The sequence below is a fragment of the Nonomuraea jiangxiensis genome, from assembly GCF_900099965.1.
Taxonomy (GTDB): domain Bacteria; phylum Actinomycetota; class Actinomycetes; order Streptosporangiales; family Streptosporangiaceae; genus Nonomuraea; species Nonomuraea jiangxiensis.
In genome coordinates this window covers 58,628-75,540 of the sequence record NZ_FNDJ01000023.1, presented here as the reverse complement: position 1 = coordinate 75,540, position 16,913 = coordinate 58,628, and the positions used below count along the sequence as shown (strand labels likewise).

The 16,913-nt window shown below is 68.8% G+C and carries 15 protein-coding genes and 4 pseudogenes; 7 read left to right on the top strand and 12 right to left on the bottom strand.

Annotated features, from left to right (window positions below):
• Positions 1-3 precede the first annotated feature (3 nt).
• Together BLS95_RS38900 and BLS95_RS38895 are read right to left on the bottom strand one after the other, a co-directional pair.
• On the bottom strand, positions 4-528 hold the full coding sequence (locus tag BLS95_RS38900; RefSeq protein WP_143044040.1) for a hypothetical protein: 525 nt from the start codon (positions 526-528) through the stop codon (positions 4-6).
• A gap of 354 nt (positions 529-882) precedes the next feature.
• Entirely contained in the window at positions 883-2,001 is a 1,119-nt protein-coding gene (locus tag BLS95_RS38895; protein WP_090943667.1) for a hypothetical protein, read from the bottom strand.
• A 471-nt stretch (positions 2,002-2,472) separates the two neighbouring features.
• Between BLS95_RS38895 and BLS95_RS38885 the strand changes: the two genes are divergently transcribed.
• Positions 2,473-3,048, top strand: coding sequence for a chloramphenicol phosphotransferase CPT family protein (locus BLS95_RS38885; protein ID WP_090943661.1), 576 nt, complete (start codon positions 2,473-2,475; stop codon positions 3,046-3,048).
• Between the two features lie 317 nt (positions 3,049-3,365).
• On the opposite strand, the gene BLS95_RS38880 is transcribed toward BLS95_RS38885, so the two are convergent.
• Together BLS95_RS38880 and BLS95_RS59275 are read right to left on the bottom strand one after the other, a co-directional pair.
• Positions 3,366-4,073 carry a hypothetical protein gene (locus tag BLS95_RS38880; protein ID WP_090943657.1) on the bottom strand — a complete coding sequence of 236 codons (708 nt, stop codon included), beginning with the start codon at positions 4,071-4,073 and terminating at the stop codon, positions 3,366-3,368.
• Between the two features lie 357 nt (positions 4,074-4,430).
• A complete protein-coding gene (locus BLS95_RS59275) occupies positions 4,431-4,553 on the bottom strand; it encodes a hypothetical protein (RefSeq protein ID WP_281250088.1) in 123 nt (40 codons plus the stop codon).
• On the opposite strand from BLS95_RS59275, the pseudogene BLS95_RS58410 reads away from it, so the two are divergent.
• Both BLS95_RS58410 and BLS95_RS59270 read left to right on the top strand, forming a co-directional pair.
• Positions 4,510-4,617, top strand: a pseudogene (locus BLS95_RS58410) (4Fe-4S dicluster domain-containing protein); the annotation flags it as partial. The gene BLS95_RS59275 and the pseudogene BLS95_RS58410 sit on opposite strands and share 44 nt — an antisense overlap.
• A 706-nt stretch (positions 4,618-5,323) precedes the next feature.
• Positions 5,324-6,463 (top strand): vanadium-dependent haloperoxidase, encoded by a 1,140-nt coding sequence (locus BLS95_RS59270; RefSeq protein WP_218136202.1) that lies wholly within the window; start codon positions 5,324-5,326, stop codon positions 6,461-6,463.
• Between the two features lie 331 nt (positions 6,464-6,794).
• Here the strand turns inward: BLS95_RS59270 and BLS95_RS58400 are convergent, their stop codons facing one another.
• The 6 genes and pseudogenes from BLS95_RS58400 to BLS95_RS38845 form a co-directional block, all read right to left on the bottom strand.
• Positions 6,795-7,007 (bottom strand): Rossmann-fold NAD(P)-binding domain-containing protein, encoded by a 213-nt coding sequence (locus BLS95_RS58400; RefSeq protein WP_245765550.1) that lies wholly within the window; start codon positions 7,005-7,007, stop codon positions 6,795-6,797.
• 139 nt (positions 7,008-7,146) lie between these two features.
• Positions 7,147-7,500: pseudogene (locus BLS95_RS59975) on the bottom strand (SDR family NAD(P)-dependent oxidoreductase); the annotation flags it as partial.
• A gap of 157 nt (positions 7,501-7,657) precedes the next feature.
• A complete protein-coding gene (locus tag BLS95_RS38860) occupies positions 7,658-8,821 on the bottom strand; it encodes an MFS transporter (RefSeq protein WP_090943651.1) in 1,164 nt (387 codons plus the stop codon).
• Positions 8,822-8,833: 12 nt separating this feature from the next.
• Complete coding sequence (locus BLS95_RS38855) at positions 8,834-9,058, bottom strand: Rossmann-fold NAD(P)-binding domain-containing protein (protein WP_090943648.1); 225 nt, start codon at positions 9,056-9,058, stop codon at positions 8,834-8,836.
• A 209-nt stretch (positions 9,059-9,267) separates the two neighbouring features.
• The gene (locus tag BLS95_RS38850; RefSeq protein ID WP_090943643.1) at positions 9,268-9,528 is read right to left on the bottom strand and encodes a hypothetical protein; all 261 of its coding nucleotides are present in this window, start codon (positions 9,526-9,528) and stop codon (positions 9,268-9,270) included.
• 170 nt (positions 9,529-9,698) lie between these two features.
• Positions 9,699-10,625, bottom strand: a complete 927-nt coding sequence (locus BLS95_RS38845) for a tyrosine-type recombinase/integrase (RefSeq protein WP_245765549.1) — start codon at positions 10,623-10,625, stop codon at positions 9,699-9,701.
• A 118-nt stretch (positions 10,626-10,743) separates the two neighbouring features.
• Between BLS95_RS38845 and BLS95_RS38840 the strand changes: the two genes are divergently transcribed.
• From BLS95_RS38840 to BLS95_RS38825, 4 genes are all read left to right on the top strand, one after another.
• On the top strand, positions 10,744-11,442 hold the full coding sequence (locus BLS95_RS38840; protein ID WP_342742814.1) for a DUF5994 family protein: 699 nt from the start codon (positions 10,744-10,746) through the stop codon (positions 11,440-11,442).
• 122 nt (positions 11,443-11,564) lie between these two features.
• Positions 11,565-11,888, top strand: coding sequence for an STAS domain-containing protein (locus BLS95_RS38835; RefSeq protein WP_090943634.1), 324 nt, complete (start codon positions 11,565-11,567; stop codon positions 11,886-11,888).
• Between the two features lie 5 nt (positions 11,889-11,893).
• Positions 11,894-12,916 (top strand): acyl-CoA desaturase, encoded by a 1,023-nt coding sequence (locus BLS95_RS38830; RefSeq protein ID WP_090943917.1) that lies wholly within the window; start codon positions 11,894-11,896, stop codon positions 12,914-12,916.
• Between the two features lie 87 nt (positions 12,917-13,003).
• Positions 13,004-14,374: a PP2C family protein-serine/threonine phosphatase gene (locus tag BLS95_RS38825; RefSeq protein WP_245765548.1), complete on the top strand. Its 1,371-nt coding sequence runs from the start codon at positions 13,004-13,006 to the stop codon at positions 14,372-14,374.
• Here BLS95_RS38825 and BLS95_RS38820 read toward each other — a convergent pair.
• A pseudogene (locus BLS95_RS38820) lies at positions 14,330-15,796 on the bottom strand (transposase); the annotation flags it as partial. The gene BLS95_RS38825 and the pseudogene BLS95_RS38820 overlap by 45 nt on opposite strands.
• Before the next feature lie 575 nt (positions 15,797-16,371).
• Positions 16,372-16,857 (bottom strand): annotated as a pseudogene (locus BLS95_RS59970) (ATP-binding cassette domain-containing protein); the annotation flags it as partial.
• Between the last annotated feature and the right edge of the window lie 56 nt (positions 16,858-16,913).

The window sequence follows — 16,913 nt, the reverse complement described above, 5'->3', positions numbered from 1 at the left end:
GGCTCAGAGCTTGCGGATCGATACGGCGTTGTCGCCGACCCCGCCGCCTCGGGCGTACACGCACAGGTAGGTCTGCACGACGGCGACGACCGTCCAGCCGGGCGGCGCCGACTGGACGCCGCAGATGACGAGTGTGCGGCCGGAGGGCAGGCCGTTGAGGTTGGTGAGGGTCTGCTGGTTGTTGAGGACGCCGTTGGGGGTCTTGCTGATTTCACAGTTGTAGGAGTAGGACAGCGCCGTGGCATAGAACCCGGCCGGGGGCGGAGGCGTGATGCAGGTGGTCACCGTGCCGCCGGAGGGGGTGTCGCTGATGACCTTGATGGTTTTCGCGTTGTAGTAGATGGTGCCGGGCTGGCCACACTGGTACCAGTCGAAGTAGGCCGTCGGCATCGAGCCGGTGGGGATGGGGGCGTTCGCGCAGACGTTCGTGCTGGGGCCGAGCATCTGCGTCGATGCACCTGCCGGGGAGGGCGAAAGGCACATGACGGCGGCTGCCGCGACGACGATGGCGGTCAGCAGTCTTCTCATCGGCGCTCCTGTCGAATCGATGTCGGGGGGGAACATCACGACTCATCATTACTGGGCATCTGCCTCGGAGAAATGCGCATCGTTGCATAAATGTGCAAATGGCATTTATTGCCACACGTGTTGCGCGTTTCGGAGAAAACTGCGATACTCCCGCCAAAAATAGGATATGCGTATCACCTATTTACGGTAGCGACCTCAATGTGAAGGACCTGAAAGCTCCAGCACCCGCCCAGCTCCATCCGGCAACGCCCGCCAGGTCGACACCCGCACCGCTCTGAGGACGCGACCCGTATGCCGAGCGGCGGAAGTTCCATGCCCATGGATCCGCGTCAGGCGCTTCGGCATTACAGAAGGTCAGGCCAGGAATCCAGTGGCTCCGAGGGGCGGCACCGCGCCCTCTGGTACAAGGGCGCGCAGCGCCATCCGGGCGTCGCCACTGGACCACATGCGTGGGGAGTCCGGGCTGAAGCAGCGGGCCGCGATCACGTTCAGGAGTGCTCGCTGGGCGGTGTCGAGCGGCTCGACGGGCGGGAACCCACCCGGGAATGCCTTCATGCGCAACCGGCCGCCCCAATCGCCGAGGTAGATGATGCGTGGCGCGCCGGCAAGGAGAACGTCCAGGACAGGGGTCAGGTCATCCAGGGTCGCCCGGTCGATGGCTGCGGGCAGGAAGTCGGACATGAAGATCGGACCGAAGTGCGGGTAGTCACGCTTGCACCACACTGCGGCAGACGGCGCCGACAACACCTCCAGCAGCGCCCGCGTGCCTTGGATGCTGTCCGCGTTCGCGGGTGAGAGCGCTGCGGCTGCCCGTACCACCGGATCCGGGTCCGTTTCCATCGCTGGTTTCGTGTCGTACCCCCACGATTGCAGGGTCATGACCGCCATCACCCTGGCGTGCTTGTCGAGGCCGGCGAGGGCGCGGCCGCCGCGCGACCACGCAGCGGCCTCGGCTCGGTGGTCCGCGAGTTCCGGGGCGTCGAGCAGACAGGCGAGCAGGGTGCCCAGCGCCTCGGAGGCGACCGCTGGGTCGGGGTCGGTGCGCATGGCGTACGCAGCGCGGTAGACGGATGGACGGATGGCACGGCACGCGGCGACGTCGGCCGGGAAGCCCCGCCGACGCCCGTCCGGCTCGGTGATGTGCTGCATGACCGACGTCAGCCAGCGCAGCAGGGCGACCCGAAGCGGCACCATGACGCCACGGATGCCATGTCTGGGCAGAACCGGCGTCAGTGTGCGGGGATCGTCGAGCACTGCGGCAACGAAGCGCGCCACCGGCGCCGTCGCACTGTAGATGCCGCCCTGGTGGTGGACAACGTGGCAAAGGTCGTGAAGCGCCCGACCCTGGCGGCCGGCGTTCTCGGTCAGCAAGGCCGCGAGAATCTCCGGCGACGAGGGCGCGTCGGGGTCCCCGGCGTACGCGTGCTCGACCACAGACCAGTCCGTCTGGGCCAGGAGGTCCTCGTGTCGCACCGACGAAGCATAGATCCCTGCGGTGCAATGTTGTCGCGCTGAAAGCCCGCCAGACAGCCGACGAGGCATACCGGCCAACCCGACCGGCCCACTCAGGGCAGCGTCGCCATTGCCTGCGACGAGTCCTCCAGCAAAGCGCACATGTTCCTGCGAACCTGTGCAAGGTGGTGCCGAAAAGTCACAGGCGTACGGCGACGGGGCCCCTCGTGGGTGCGCTCGCGCGGGGTCCGCTCCTGGTCGGTCAGGCTCGTACGTAACTCCGCCTTGGTCGTGAGGCCGTCCAGAGCGGAGACCCGATGGAGCGCCGCAACACATCGCCCGCTGGCTGTCCGCTGACCTGCCACGCTCGCCCCGTCACTGCCGGCCCCGCCTACACCCTGGACGCACGCCGCGCCGACCTGGACCCCTTCACCTTCCTCCCCGGCGGCAGCGACGGCGAGCACCTCTCCGAACCCCCGCCAGACTGAAGCCATGAGTTCCGCAACACCCCGGACCGGGCAGGTCCTCTTCCTCAACGGGACGTCCAGCTCGGGCAAATCGAGCATCGCCGAGCAACTCCTGCTCGTCCTGGACCGTCCCTTCTTCCACATGCCCGTCGATGCGATCAACGCCATGCGCGCCCGCCAGCGCTCGCTGGAGCTGGACCCCGACGAGCTGGCCACCGTCCTGACCCGGACCCGGGCCGGCTTCCACCGCGCGGTCGCGGGCATGGCCCGAGCCGGCAACGACCTCGTCGTCGACTACGTCCTCAGCGAGCAGTGGCGCCTGCTGGACTGCCTCACCGTACTCAGCGGCCTAGACGTCGTCTTCATCGGCGTCCGCTGTTCAGCACAGGAACTGGCACGGCGGGAGAAAGCACGCGGCGACAGGCAGCTCGGGCAGGCAGCAGCCCAGCTCGGGCAGGTCCACTCCTACGGCAACTACGACATCGAATGCGACACCACCACCGCCAGCCCCCGCGACTGCGCCCTGACCATCAAGCAGTCCCTTGACCACCTCCCGACCTCGCGAGCCTTCGACCGCCTCAGATCCGAACTCCTGGGCTGACCAGTACAGAGGCTTAACCGCCCGACCCCCGGACCGACACGTCCACCAGAGTGCCGATCCTCAACTGGCGGGCATGAACACGGAGCCTGGCCAGGCTCCCCCCAACCACAGCACGGAACCGCCATCTACAACTTGGTGGTCGCAGCAACCGCGTGCGGCTCACATGTCCCGTCACAAGGTGGCTGGGCGGTGGGACAAGGTTCGCCGTCCTGAATGCTGGGCGCGGCCAGAGGAGTCAAGCCGACGAGCGCCAGGCAACACTGCCGCCCGCCTGAGGCGATTGAAATGCCGCGGTGAACAACCCGAATGCGGCGCGCTCAGGAGCAGTAATAGATCTTGGGTTGCCATATGTTGGGTGTCCGGCACGTCCGCGGTGTAGGCATGATGGTCGGCCGCTCCTCGGTCTCCTCAGCGATCGCCGCCTTGCCCTTGCCGCCCTCGGGGCGTGCCCGAAACGCGGTTTGATGTGGCGAATAGCGATACGTTCCGTGCTCGGCCTTGGCGTTCAACCGGGGAACGCGGCGGGAGAAGGGGAGGTAATACCAGGCGTAGCCCTTTTCCGGCTGTATATCGTCGCAGTAGCCGTCGTCCGTACGCACGCGGGTCCTCGTCCGCACGCAGATCTCGATGCGCTCGCCATCGTCGAGGGGCAGGGCGATCTTCCTCCCTCTGCCACCCTTGCCCGAGACCCGCACGCCGTCGTAGCCCGGCAACTCGAACGTTCCGGACCTGGCTTTCCCGCCGGTTGCTGGGATCTCGGCGTCGAGAGACAGGTAGTACCAGGCGTGGCCCTTCTCGGCGTCGTCGCAGGACCGGTACGCGGCGCGCACCATGGTCTTCTTCCTGACGCAGATCTCCGCGAAGGAGGGCTTGACGTTCTCGTCGGGGACCTCCTCTTCAGCCAGGAACGGATCCTCCTCAACGCCCTCCTCGAAGTCCCCCTCCCACGAGCCCGAGCTCCAGCCGTTCCTGTCTGATCCGTTGGAGAGGGAGGCGCATCCGGTGAGAAGGAGGAACGCGGCCATGGCCAGTCGGACGGCGCGTAACGGGGATGGCGACAAAGGCTGCCTCCGTCTGTGATCTTCTGCTTTCGCGTAGGGAGCAACGAGAGCAGTCGCCCGACAGTTCCGGAGGTGATACCGGCTCGGGCAGGAGAGGTTCGATCAGCTCCCCCACTGCGCGTCGGTCAGGTGCGAAGGGTAGCGGTCTGGGGCAGACCGGCAGCCCTGGCGGCGAAGATGAACGATCTTCTCAAATACGCAGTAAGGGGCTCCGCACGTGGGCGGCCATAGGGAGCCGCCATGATCGAGCGCGGCATCCTGGTCCCGGCAGAGGAAGATTGACTTAAAAACCTACCTGATATATAGGTTTTACATGGTCGGTCAGTCGGCGCGACGGCGGCGCCTCATCCTGTCCGGGCTGGACACGGTCACCATCCGGCCCGAACCCGTGGGGGCGTAGATGATCGAACTGATCAGCCCGGACCGCTGCGTGAAGTGCGGCATCTGCGTCAAGGTCTGCCCGACGCACGTCTTCGACGGCGCACGCGGCGAGGTGCCGGTTGTCGCCCGTCAGTCGGACTGCCAGACCTGCTACCTGTGCGAGGCGTACTGCCCCGTGGACGCCATGTACGTCGCCCCCTACGCCGACACCCCGGCCGAGGTAGCCGAGGCGGAGCTGGCCGAGGCGGGGCTGCTCGGGAGCCGGCGGGCCACCATCGGCTGGGGCGCGGGCCGCACCCGGCTCGCCGCCGTGGACACCACCCCGTTCCTGCACCAGATCGAACCCAGGCCCCGCTGGACCCGCCTGTACCGAACAGGAAAACTGACGGTGCCCGTCGCCTCGTGCGCCGCCTACTACGCGGGCAGCGGACTATCCGGCCTCCCCCGACGACGCCGAGCCCGGACTGCGCGACCAGCTGACGCGGACCGGCTGGGCATTCCCGTACCTCGTGGACGCCGACCAGGCGGTCACCGCAAAACTGCCCCGCGACGCCACCGACCGGTTCCTCACCCGGAGCCCACGTCCCCGAACCGCACATCCTGTCCATCGGCTGCGGCATCACGTGGCGCTCTGGCAACGAGCCCACCTGACGCGGCCACCCCTGCATTGACCACCTCTGAAAGGATGTCCCGCCTTGTTAGAGCGTTCCTCCTCTGCGCGAGCCCGGTTGCGCTCCGCTGTCACCGTGGCCGCGCTCGCCACCAGCACGGCCTTTTGCGGCACAGCCGCCTCCGCTTCGACCGGGCCGACACCGAAACAGGGTGGCGTCGACGTGGCGGTGGAATGGTACGACGTCACCGCCGACACCATCGCCGCCGCCGGATCCTCCGCGCAGGTCACCAACAGCCGCACATGGGCGATCAGCTGGCTGTCCGCCGCCCGCGCCCTGCGATCCGGACCCCGCCAGACCGCCTTCCAGGACGCCGCGCTCGCCTCCGCGGTCCACACCTCACTAGCGGGCCTGATCCCGGCCCGCACCGCCGAGCTCGACGCGGCCTTCGCGGCGACGCTGGCACGCATCCCCGCTAGCCCGTCCAAGGATCGCGGCGTGGCGGCCGGAGCAGAGGAGGCGACGGCGCTGCTCGCCGAACGGGCCGGCGACGGTCTCGACCCGGCCTCGGTCAGCCCGCCGTACCCGGTCCCCCAAGCCGCACCCGGGGTCTGGCAACCCACGCCGCCGGCTTTCGGGCCGGCCACCCAGGCGGGCACCAGGTATGCCAGGCCGTTCCTCCTGGGCCGCGCCGACCGGTTCCGGCCGGAGCCCCCTCCCGCGCTCGGCTCTCCGAAATACCGGGCCGACCTTGAGGAAGTGCGCGATTACGGCGCCTTGAACAGCAGCCAACGCACACAAGCCCAGACGGACATCGCGCAGTTCTGGCTGGGATCCTCACTCACCATCTACAACGGCGTGTTGCGTGCCGCCCTCGTCCAGTCCCGATGGCAGACGTCAAGGCAGGCCGAGCTCGTCGCGCTCTTCCACGTCGCCCTCGTGGACACCCAGATCGCCACCTCAGATGCCAAATACACCTACGAAAGATGGCGCCCGGTCACCGCGCTCCGCGCCGCCGACACCGGCCACCCCTCCATCCCCTCGGACCCGACCTGGGCACCGCTGCACACGACACCCTCGCACCCCGACTACCCGAGCGGCCACAACACCTACTCCGGCGCCGCCGAGCAGGTGCTGACCTCGTTGATCGGCGCCCACTCCCGCGAACCGTTCGCGCTCACGAGCCCGACCGCGCCCGGAGTCACCCGGACCTACACCACCTGGAAGGTCCTGACCGACGAGAACGTCGGCGCCCGGGTCTGGTCGGGCATCCACACCCGCTCCGCCGACAAGGCCGGGGCGACACTGGGTCGCCAGGTCGCGGCCCACACTCTGCGTCACGCCGCACGACTGCTCTCGTAAGTCGTCGTACCCGGAAGACCGCTGAAGATCCTTGCCTGGCTTCGTCCTCCTGGGATGGAGCCACAGTGGTTCAGGCCTTCTCGGGCACGCCGGGAGGAAGTCCTCCGGCGAGGCGTCCTCGGTGCTCGGGTCCGCGACACCGGCACGGGCGGCTTCCTGCGTGCAGCCGCCCGACGGCGCGACGGCTGTCCGCTCTCAGCGGGCTTGCAGCTGGTGGCGCAATACGAACCGGCGGGTGCGGAAGGCGAATCCCCCGCTCCACCTCGGGGCGGACCGGCCCCGGTGTGATCGGCTGTGAGCCCGTGAGCGACCACACCGGGCTGCCGGCGAGCTATCGCGATGCGAGAGCCGGGTACAGGGCGGTGACGGGCTGGGAGAGCGCGGCGTGCACGCCCTTGGTCATGTCATCGACGAGTACTTCGTGCTCGCCAGCCTCCAGAGCGTCGAACACCGCCGCGACGACGTCGGCGGGCTTGTGCTTGTCGGGCGAGGGGTTGTCCGCTTGCATGGGCGTGTCGGTGGGGCCGAAGTAGGCACTGAGCACCTGCACTCCGTCGGGTGCGAGTTCGAGCCGCAAGGCGTTCGTCGCCATCCACAGGCCGGCTTTTGGAGACGCTGTGGGCCTTGCCGATCGCGAGCCAGCTGAGGACGGAGCCCACGTTGACGAGCGCGCCCTTGGCCGATCGGAGCGCGGGTGCGAGGGCGCGGGTGAGGCGGATCGGGCCGATGAGGTTCGTCTCGATGGTCGCCGTGATGTCGTCGATCGGGGCGCTTAGCAGGTCCCCTCGAGGGAGGACGGCCGCGTTGTTCACCAGGATGGTGGTGTCGCCGGCCTCGCCCGCGGCGCGTTCGATGGAGACGGGGTCGGTCAGGTCCAGTCGCAGTGGCACGACGCGCTCATCGTGCCATTCCTTCGGGTTGCGCGCGGCAGCGTAGACGCGGCCGGCGCCTCGATCGAGGGCGGCTGTGACGAGGGCGGTGCCGAGTCCGCCATTGGCGCCGGTGACGAGGACCGTTGCGTTGGTCAGCGTTGTCATTTGTGTTCCTTTTCTCTCCGGACGGATTTCTGACGGTGAGGGAGGTGGTGCTACACCGCGTGGGCCTTGCGGTGCCGCGCCGCGTACGTGCTGGTGACGACCACGCCGGCGATGGCCACGATGGCGATGGCGAGGCCGAAGCCGACCGCCATGGACGTCACGCCGACGGTCCGGCGAACTGGCCGGCGATGATCGCGGGGATGCCCATGGCGAGATAGCCGACCAGGTAGATGGCCGTGAACGGCCTTGCGTGGTCGTGGGTTTTCACTTCGGGTACGAGTCCTCGGGTCGCGCCCGAGAATGACGCGCCGAGCCCCGCTCCGCCGGAAACGGCGGCGGCCCACAGGAGGGGCAGGGTTCCGGTGCCGACGCCGGCGATGAACACGACCGCGCCGAGCGCCAGCGCGCCGGCGCCGACAAGCCTCAACCGGTGAGGCCGGACACGGGTCGTGAGCGCCGACACCGCGGTTCCGGCGCCGAAGGCGACGAATGCGGCCAACGCGCCGACGAGCGGGGTTCTGGCCTCGAACACGGCACCCATCACGATGGGGACCAGGCCCAGGAACAGCGCCATGGTCATGAACGCGCTGATCACCACGGGCATGGTCGCTGCGAACAGGCTGCGTACCTGGGGCGGCACCGAGGCACGCGGGACCAGCGATGCCAGCGCGCCCGGCTTGCGGGACGAGGTCTCCGGGGTGAAGACGGTGAGGACGGTCCCGATGGCCATGACCACGACGAGGACCAGCCAGACCGTGTATACGGGGTCTGGGGCGAGTTGGGTGAGGATGCCCGCGAAGAGCGCTCCGATGCCCAGGCCCGCCAGGGGCGCCATGCCGGTCATCAGGGCGCCGAGCTTCTTGTGACGCTCGGGAGCGAGTTTCACGACCGCGGCGCTGAGCGCGCTGGAGGCAGCTCCCGTGGCGACTCCCTGGATGATGCGGGCGGCGATGAGCCAGCCGATCGAGGGCGCGAACAGGAACACCAGCATCGCCGCGAGTTCGACCGCGAGCGCCGCGATCATGAGTGAGCGCCGGCCGACGTGGTCGGACAGCGATCCGATCACCAGGATCGCGATCAGCAGCGCGATGGCATAGACACCGAACGCGAGCGTCAGGTGCCAGGGCGCCAGGCCCCAGTTCTTCTGGTAGACCGGCAGGAGCGGCGTGGGGGCGCCGGCCGCGACGAGGATCGCCACCATCGCCGCCGAGATGCCGGCGAACCCGACGGTGCGCGGCAGGTAGGGGCGTTGCCTGGACCGGGTGCCCGCCCGGGTTTCATGCGAGGTGGGGAGCGCCCCACCCCTGTTGCCAACGGTCACCGGATCACCAGGTCAGACGTTGACGCCGGTGAGGAGGCCGGCGTGTGCGCGGGCGTACTCACCGACGGTCATCGACCGTCGGCCGGTGAGCTTTTCGATGTTGTCGCCGGCGGCGACGGGGGAACTGGTGCCCTTGCCCACCGGCATGGACAGGACGCCCTCCCGCAGCTTGGGCAGGATCCAGAAGTACTGCAGCCACTCCAGGAAGAGGGTCGGGCGGAGATGGACGACGTTCATCCCGGACCGGTTCAGCGCCTGCTCGGCGATGTAGGGGGGCAGACCAAGTACGAGAGAAAGGGGCAGTGACGCTATGACCTGTGACGTTGCCCGTTCGATTTCGGCGTACGCGGTTTGACCGGAGGTCCGCTGCTTCGGTCACCGACGTGCCATCGTCGACAACCGCGTCCGGCTGGCCACTGTCAGGGCGTGTTCGGGCACGCCCGCTGCTACAGGTACTGGCCCGCCTCGGCGCTGTCTGTCTTCGACACACGCGCCGACACCACGTTGGCGAGGTTGATGACTATGCCGTTCACGTCGGCTTCGCGATCATATCTCGCTCGCATCAACACCAGGCTGCGCCGCTCGTCCATGGCACGAGCGATCGCCGCCACCGCCTCTGGCTCTCCGTCGAAGTCCCCGCTGATCACGGAGACGTCTTCGCCGCCCATCAGGTGGAATCGAATGATCAGTGCGACATTCTCAGGCACGGCCGGCTCCTTTCGCCAGCATCCGCAAGGGGCCCCTGCCCAGGGTCGAACGCTGTAGGCAGTTGCCCTCCGCATTCGCCTACCGTGGCGCGGACGCGGTGCCCTCAAGCCGGGGTGGGATACGGGAGTGACAATCGCGGCACCCACTCCGAACCGGTTTGCTGCTCTGGTCAGTGGTCGGTGATGAGGGCGTCCAAGGCGGCTTCCTTGTCGGCTTCGGTCGGCAGGGCGTAGCGGCGGGTGGTGTCCAGCGAGCCGTGACCGAGGAGTTCCGCGACCAGGATGGGGTCTTTGCCGTCGCGGATGAGCTGGGTGGCGAAGGTGTGGCGCAGGACGTGCGGGCTGAAGGGTTCGGTGGGGTCGTCACCCAGGCCGACGGCGTCGCCGAGGCCGGTGATGATGTCGCGGGCGGCGCGGTCGCTCAGGCGGCCGCCACGGTGGTTGAGGAACACCGCGGCGTGGGTGCCGGCCCCCTTCCAATCGGCGCGGGCCTCCAGCCAGTCGATCAGGGCCTGGCGCAGGTCCGCATGGACGGGCAGCAGGCGGATCTTGCCGCCGTCGCGGCCCTTGCCGCGGATGCGTAGTTCGCCCTTGCGGGCTGAGAGGCGGACGTCGGCCAGGTCGAGGCCGACGACCTCGGAGATGCGCAGGCCGGCGTAGTAGGGCAGCAGGGCGATGGCCTTGTCGCGTGGGGATGCGGTGAGCTGGACGTGGCGGACGTAGCGGCGGGTGCGCCGGGTGTCCAGGGCGCGGGGTGCGGTGCGGCGGGTGTCTCGTTCGCGGCGGGCCTGGGGTTTGCCGAGGCCGCGGCGGGTGTAGAAGTCGTCGATGGCCGACAGGTAGGTGTCGATGGTGTTGGGGGCGCGGCGGCCGTTCTTCAGATGCCGCCGGAAGTCGCGTACGGCGCCGGTGACGGCGATGGGGTCGGTGAGCGGGTCGCCGTCCAGGGCGCCGGCGTCGGCCTGGTCGGCCAGCCAGGCCAGGTAGCCTCGCAGCCGGGAGGCATACTTGGTCTTGGTGGAGCCGGCCAGCGGAGCCTGCGCGAGCGCGGCGGTGTAACCGGCCAGGACGGCGGCGTGGGGGGCGGAGAGTGGCACGGCCCGCGACCGGCCCGTGTTTCCAGAAGCTGCTCCGGCCGGTTGCGTGATCCCTGAGGGCGTGTTTCCGGAAGTCACCCCCTCAGTTTACTTCCGGAATTGCCGAATTCCGGAAGTCATGCCGTACAATGAAGATACCGAGGTCTTTTCGAGCGTTGGCATTCAGGTCTGCGTCGCCCCCGGCGAACCACCACCGGCCTCTTCGGGGGCCTGGACAGGTCAGACGACCATGACGCCGACACTTCTTTCTCAACCCGCACCGCTCAGCCCCGCCTCGCCCGCGATCCCTCGGGTCGATTCCGCGCTACGGCTCAGTCTCCGCCCGGTGCCGAACAGACTGGCTGTGGTGGACGGGGCCTGGTGGCCCTCCTCCCGTGACGCGGCCACCGAACTGCCCGGCCTCATCGCCGCCGCGGACCGGCTGCTGGATCGGGTCACGCTCCGCATCGGCCTGCACTGTGATGTGTGGCAGAACATCCCGCGCCGCATCCCCGCGCGCGGGCGTCAGGTCCGCATCGGCTGGTTCCGCCACACCGACCCGCGGGTGATCACTCTCATCTTCGCCGCCGGCGAGCCGGTCGTCCTGCTGATCATCCCGTCGGGCACCGCCGCCGGCACCGCCGAGGCCACGCTCAAGCTCACCGCCCAGGACATCGCCGGCATGAGCATCGACGCCATCCTCACCCTCGCGCATCTGCCCGCCGGCCCCGCTCCGCATGCCACGGCCGACGGCTCGGCCCGCTGGGAGGACGAGGGCGGGTCGCTCATCGGGCAGGTGGCGCAGCCATCCATGGGACGGCCGGCAACGTCGGAATGACCCCGGTGTGCCGCCTGCCGGCCAGATCGAGCGGTCCTGGCACCGCCCGTACTGGCGGCGGGCCGATCTCCGGCCGGCAAGCATCTCATCACCTTTCAGCTTCTCCCATGAGGAGGACTTCCATGACCGTCATCGACATCGCCCCGCTCGCCGGGGCCAGCGCCTCGGCGCCGACCCTCGTGCATCTGTCAGGGGACATCGACATCTTCACCACAGCCCGCCTGCGCCAGAGGCTGATCAACACCCTCGCCCACAGCACCGACCTGCTCATCGTGGATCTGTCCCAGGTCACCTTCTGCGGGGCAGGCGGGATCGGCGTGCTGATCGGCGTGCAAGGCCGTGCCCGGACACGAGGCATCACGCTGGCCCTGACCGGCGTTCCCCCGCGCGTGGCCCGGCTGCTGCGCATCACCGGGCTGGACCACCGCTTCCCGGTCATGGCGTGACCGGGATGCCGACCGCCACCCGCACCGCCGCCGAGGCGGGCTATGACGGCCATGCGCCGTTCCCCCGGCCCGCTGCGCCCGCGCGGGCCGGTATCGTCCCGGTGACGCTGACCGCGGCGATCGTCATCGCGCCGTTCCTCGCGCTGGGCGCCGGCATCTGGCTGGCGTGGGGAAGCGGAATCACTCTCACCGACCTGCTGCTGGCCGCCGTCTTCTACGTGGTGACCGGGCTGGGGGTGACGGTCGGCTTCCACCGGCTGCTGACCCACCGTTCCTTCACCGCCCGCCCTTGGCTGCGCGTCACCCTGGCCGTGGCCGGGTCGATGAGCTTCCAGGGCAACCTCATCGACTGGGTGGCCGTCCACCGCCGCCACCACGCCTTCACCGACCAACCGGGCGACCCGCACTCCCCCTACCGCTACGGCACCGGCCTCGGAGGGCAACTGCGCGGCCTGGCCCACGCCCACCTAGGCTGGCTGTTTTCCAGCGAACCCACCTCGGCCACACGTTATGCCCCCGACCTGCTCCGCAATGATCCGGCCATGCTGCGGATCTCGCGCGCCTTCCCCGCCTTGTGCGCAGCCTCCCTGCTTCTGCCGTTCGCGGCGGGCTGGGCGATCAGCGGCGGCCTGTACGGCGGGCTGACCGCATTCATCTGGGCCGGCCTGGTCCGCATCGCCCTGCTGCAGCACGTCACCTGGAGCGTCAACTCCCTGTGCCACATGATCGGCGAGCGGCCGCACACCACCCGCCGCCACGACCGCTCCACCGACCTGTGGCCGCTGGCCCTGCTGTCCTTCGGCGAAAGCTGGCACAACGGCCACCACAGCCAGCCCGGCTGCGCCCGGCACGGCCGCGGTTCCCGCCAGATCGACCCCTCGGCCGCGCTCATTGACCTGTTCGAACGCCTGGGCTGGGCCACCCACGTGCACTGGCAGCCCGCCGACGTCCTCGGCCACCCACGCATGGTGGCGGGCAAGCACACACTGCGCACCAGCACCCGCCCCAGCACGCCCGGGAGACGTTAGCCCTGGTCAGCACGCTTGAAGGAGCTCGTTCCGCATGGGGGAGACGATCTATTGTGAGGGGAGAGGCTCCAGGGGGAGGGCGTCAAGGTGACGGGTGATGGTGAGCGGATGCTGGGCGGCCTGCTGGACGCCACTCAGCTGTCCGCGATGGAGGATCTGCCGGGCCTGGTCGCCGCGTACGGACGGCTGGCCGGCTTCTCTCAGACGATGATCTACGTAGCTGACCTGCAGCAGCAGCTGCTGGTGCCCTTGGCCGGGCAGCGCGACGTGTACGGCGAGCGGCTTGAGGCGATCCGGATCGACGCCACCATGGCCGGGCGCGCCTTTCGCGGCGTGGAGATCGTCGAGGCCCGGCATATGATGGATCCCGCCGCTCCTGAGAGCGTCCCTGCCTCGTCGGCCGGCGAGGGGCCGCAGCGACTATGGGTGCCGTTGCTGAGCGGCACCGAACGGGTCGGCGTCCTGGGAGTGAGCGTGCAGCGGGGATCTGAGGCCGCGGCGTTGCTGGCCGGCCGGCTGGCCTCGCTCGTCTCGCTGCTGCTGATCAGCAAGCGCCCCTACAGCGATTCCTACGCCCGCCTGGTCCGCACCCGGCCGATGATGCTGTCGGCCGAGGTGTTGTGGAATTTGCTGCCGCCTGGGGGCTTCGCCGATGACAGGGTGGTGGTCAGCGCCGCGCTGGAGCCGGCCTACGAGGTGGGCGGAGATGCCTACGACTACGCGATCGACGGCGACACCCTGCATGTGTCGATCTTCGACGCGATGGGGCACGACACCGCGGCCGGGCTTACCGCCACCATCGCCATCGGGTCCGCTCGCACCAGCCGCCGCCAGGGCACGAACCTGCCCGCGATGAGCGAGGCTATCGACGCGGCGATCGCCGAGCAGGTCACCGGCCGCTTCGCCACCGGCGTCCTGGCCGATCTCGATCTGCGGACCGGCCGGCTGGCCTGGGTCAATCGAGGTCACCATCCGCCGTTGGTGATCCGAGGCGGCCAGCAGGTCGCCACCTTGACCAGCGTGCCCGACCCACCGATGGGTCTCGGCCTGGACCTGTCCACCGGCCTGCTGCACTACCAGCTCGAACCCGGGGACCGGCTGCTGTTCTACACCGACGGCATCATCGAGGCCCAGAGCCCGAACGGGGAGTTGTTCGGGCTGGAGCGCTTCATTGACTTCATCATCCGCCGCGAGGCCGACGGCATGTCGGCCCCGGAAACCCTGCGCCGCCTGATCCAGGCCATCCTGGCGCACCAGCGCGGCCGGCTGCAGGACGACGCCACCGTACTGACGACCGAATGGCGCACCCAGCGGCAACAGCCGCTCAGCTTGGAACGCTCCAGGCTGACCGCGCCGCACGAGGCACGAGGCACGAGGCAACACGATGATCAAAAGCCATCGGCACGCCGAAAATCAGGCGGCCAGCTCGACGTCGGTGAAGTCGACCTCTTTGAGTAGGGGGTCGAACGGATCTGGCCGATGACGGAGCTCGTCGGTGGCGTACGCGCCGAAGCGGCTGATGTGGGCCCGCAGGTAGGGGGCGATCTGGCCGAGCTGGTCGGCGGTGATCTCCCAGCCCTCGGCGACGAGCTGCCGCACGATGTCGGAGATGTCCAGGGTGTTGTGGAAGACGACCAGGTTGGCCAACAGCGTGTTGAACTTGATCAGTTTCTCCTGCTCTTCGGGGTCGTTGTCGGCCAGCACCCCGCCGAAGCCGAGCCACTTGGAGAACCCGTTGTAGGACTCGACCTTGTTGGTCGCCGCGGTGACCCGGGTCCGCAGCGCCGGGTCGGCCAGATACCGCAGCAGGGCGACGGTACGGACGCTGCGGCCGACCTCCCGGAAGGCCTTGTAGATGCGGTTCTTGCGGGAGTTGGACCGCAGCCGCCGCATTAGCGTGGCTGAGCTCAGCTGGCCCTCGCTGATGGAGATCGCCACCTGCATCAGGTCGACCCAGTGCTTGTCGATCAGCTTCCAGTCGATGACGTTGCGGCCGCTCTCGCCGAACAGCTGGTCGATATGCGGATAGGCGATCTTCTCCGAGGCACAGAAGAAGATCAGGTCCTTGAAGTTGCGGATGCGCGGCATCAGGTCGAACCCGAACAACGTGGCCAGGGCGAAGGCGTCGAAGTTCTGGCCCTGGGTGTCGGCGTGCACCGTGGAGGGCTGGATGTCGGAGGTGTTGGCCAGCAGACCCTCGATCAGGTGCACCGCCTCCCACACCCCGCACGGAATGAACCGGGAGAACAGCGCCACGTAGGTGTCGGAGATGTAGTGGTAGGCGATGCCGCCGAATCCTCCGTACCGGATGCTGGTCTCGGCCAGGAGATTATCGATGTAGGTGTCCACCTGGGTGCCGGCGGCGGCCACCGTGCTGCCGTCCCCCCAGGCTTTGACCACGTCCAGCTCGGCGAAGGCATTGACGACATCGGCGATCGCGGCGTTCAGCTTCTTCAGGGTGATGTGCCGGTTGCGGACCATGGACAGCTCGCGGGCGGTGACGCCGGCGATGTGCTTGGCCGCCTTGTACGGGCCGATGTTGATCCCGCCGGTGAACACCGCCAGCGAGTACCGCCCCAGCTTATTCTTGATCTTGGGGTCGGAGCCGGAGGCCGGGCCGAAGTGGCGATACCAGGTGAGCCAGTGGGCGGTGCGCGCGACGATCGACAGCAGCGAGCGTTCGGGCATGCGCCGCTCGATCTCGGCCGCCAGCCGTTCGGCCTCGGCGTCGGTGCCCTTGCCGCGGCGGCGCTTGAGGGTGGGCACGCCAGCTTCGTCGATGACCAGGTCGGCGTTGTCGAGGTAGCCGGCGTCCAGGTGCGCGGCCGCGCTCAGGTGAGCGTCCTTGAGGTGGGCGGCGAAGCCGGCAGGGGTAGGCGGTCCGCTTGATCCACGTCATCCCAAGGCCGTCCCTTGCCTCGCTTCCGGCGTCCAGACGCCGAAACCGTAGCGACGATCAACTCCACCGGACGCCTTGTTCACCGAACCGCAATCAACCAAAGCGCAGGGTCACACCATCCGAGGAACACCCCCTCTGACCAGCAGTTCAGCAGCCCACTGCCCCTTTCTCCCGTACTTGGGCTGCCCCCCATGTAGGTGTCACGGCACGAGGGGCTGGTGGACTCACGGTTCGCCGACCTCTGAGCCCGAGAGTCAGGGACTCCCGGACGGCCGCCCGCCCGGTGTCACCGGTCGCTCCTGAGACGAGGACGGTCTTGCTGCTGGCTGATGACGACATATGGTTCTCCGCTGGTCGAGTCACGAGGCGGTGATGGACTGCAAAGCGAGCGCTGCACGCTCCAAGGAACGATCCGCTTGCGGCCGGCCTTGTCGGCGAGACGGCCGTACGGCAGCAGAAGCGCCGGCGCAGCCGGCCACGAACACGTCGGGCACCCGGCTCACATCACCGGCCGACGAACCGCTCCTTCCGAATGCGGCGGTGACGACGAAGACGACTACGCGCGGGCTGCGCGTGAAGGCTCGCGGCAACGCCTGGACCTGGTCATTCGCCCTGGCCTGTTCGGCCATGGCAGGTACCGGGCGCCGCGAACTGCTGGGCACCTTCCTGCACCTGTTCGCCATCCCTCAGTCGGCCTGAGGCGACCAGGTGCCACCGCCCGGCACGGGCCGGCGGACAGCGGGTCGGGCGAGTACGGCAGCTCTGAGGAGCGGTCGAGCACCACGCGGCCGGGGCGGCGGCTCATCACCAGCAGGCGGGTGCCGAGGTAGACGGCGGCCTCGTCCACGCTGTGCGTGACGAACAGCACGGTCTTGCCCGTGGCCTGCCAGATGCTTCGGATCTCCTCCTGCGGGCGCGCCCTGGTGAGCGCGTTCAGCGCGGCGAACGGCTCGTCCATGAGCAGGATCGCGGGGTCGGGCGCGAGCGCGCGGGTGAGGGCGGCACGCTGCTGCATGCCGCCCGACGGCTCGTACGGCCGCCGCCCGGCAAGTCGGCCGGCCCGGCCACTGGTATCCCACTATTTAGGTAGGTTATGCT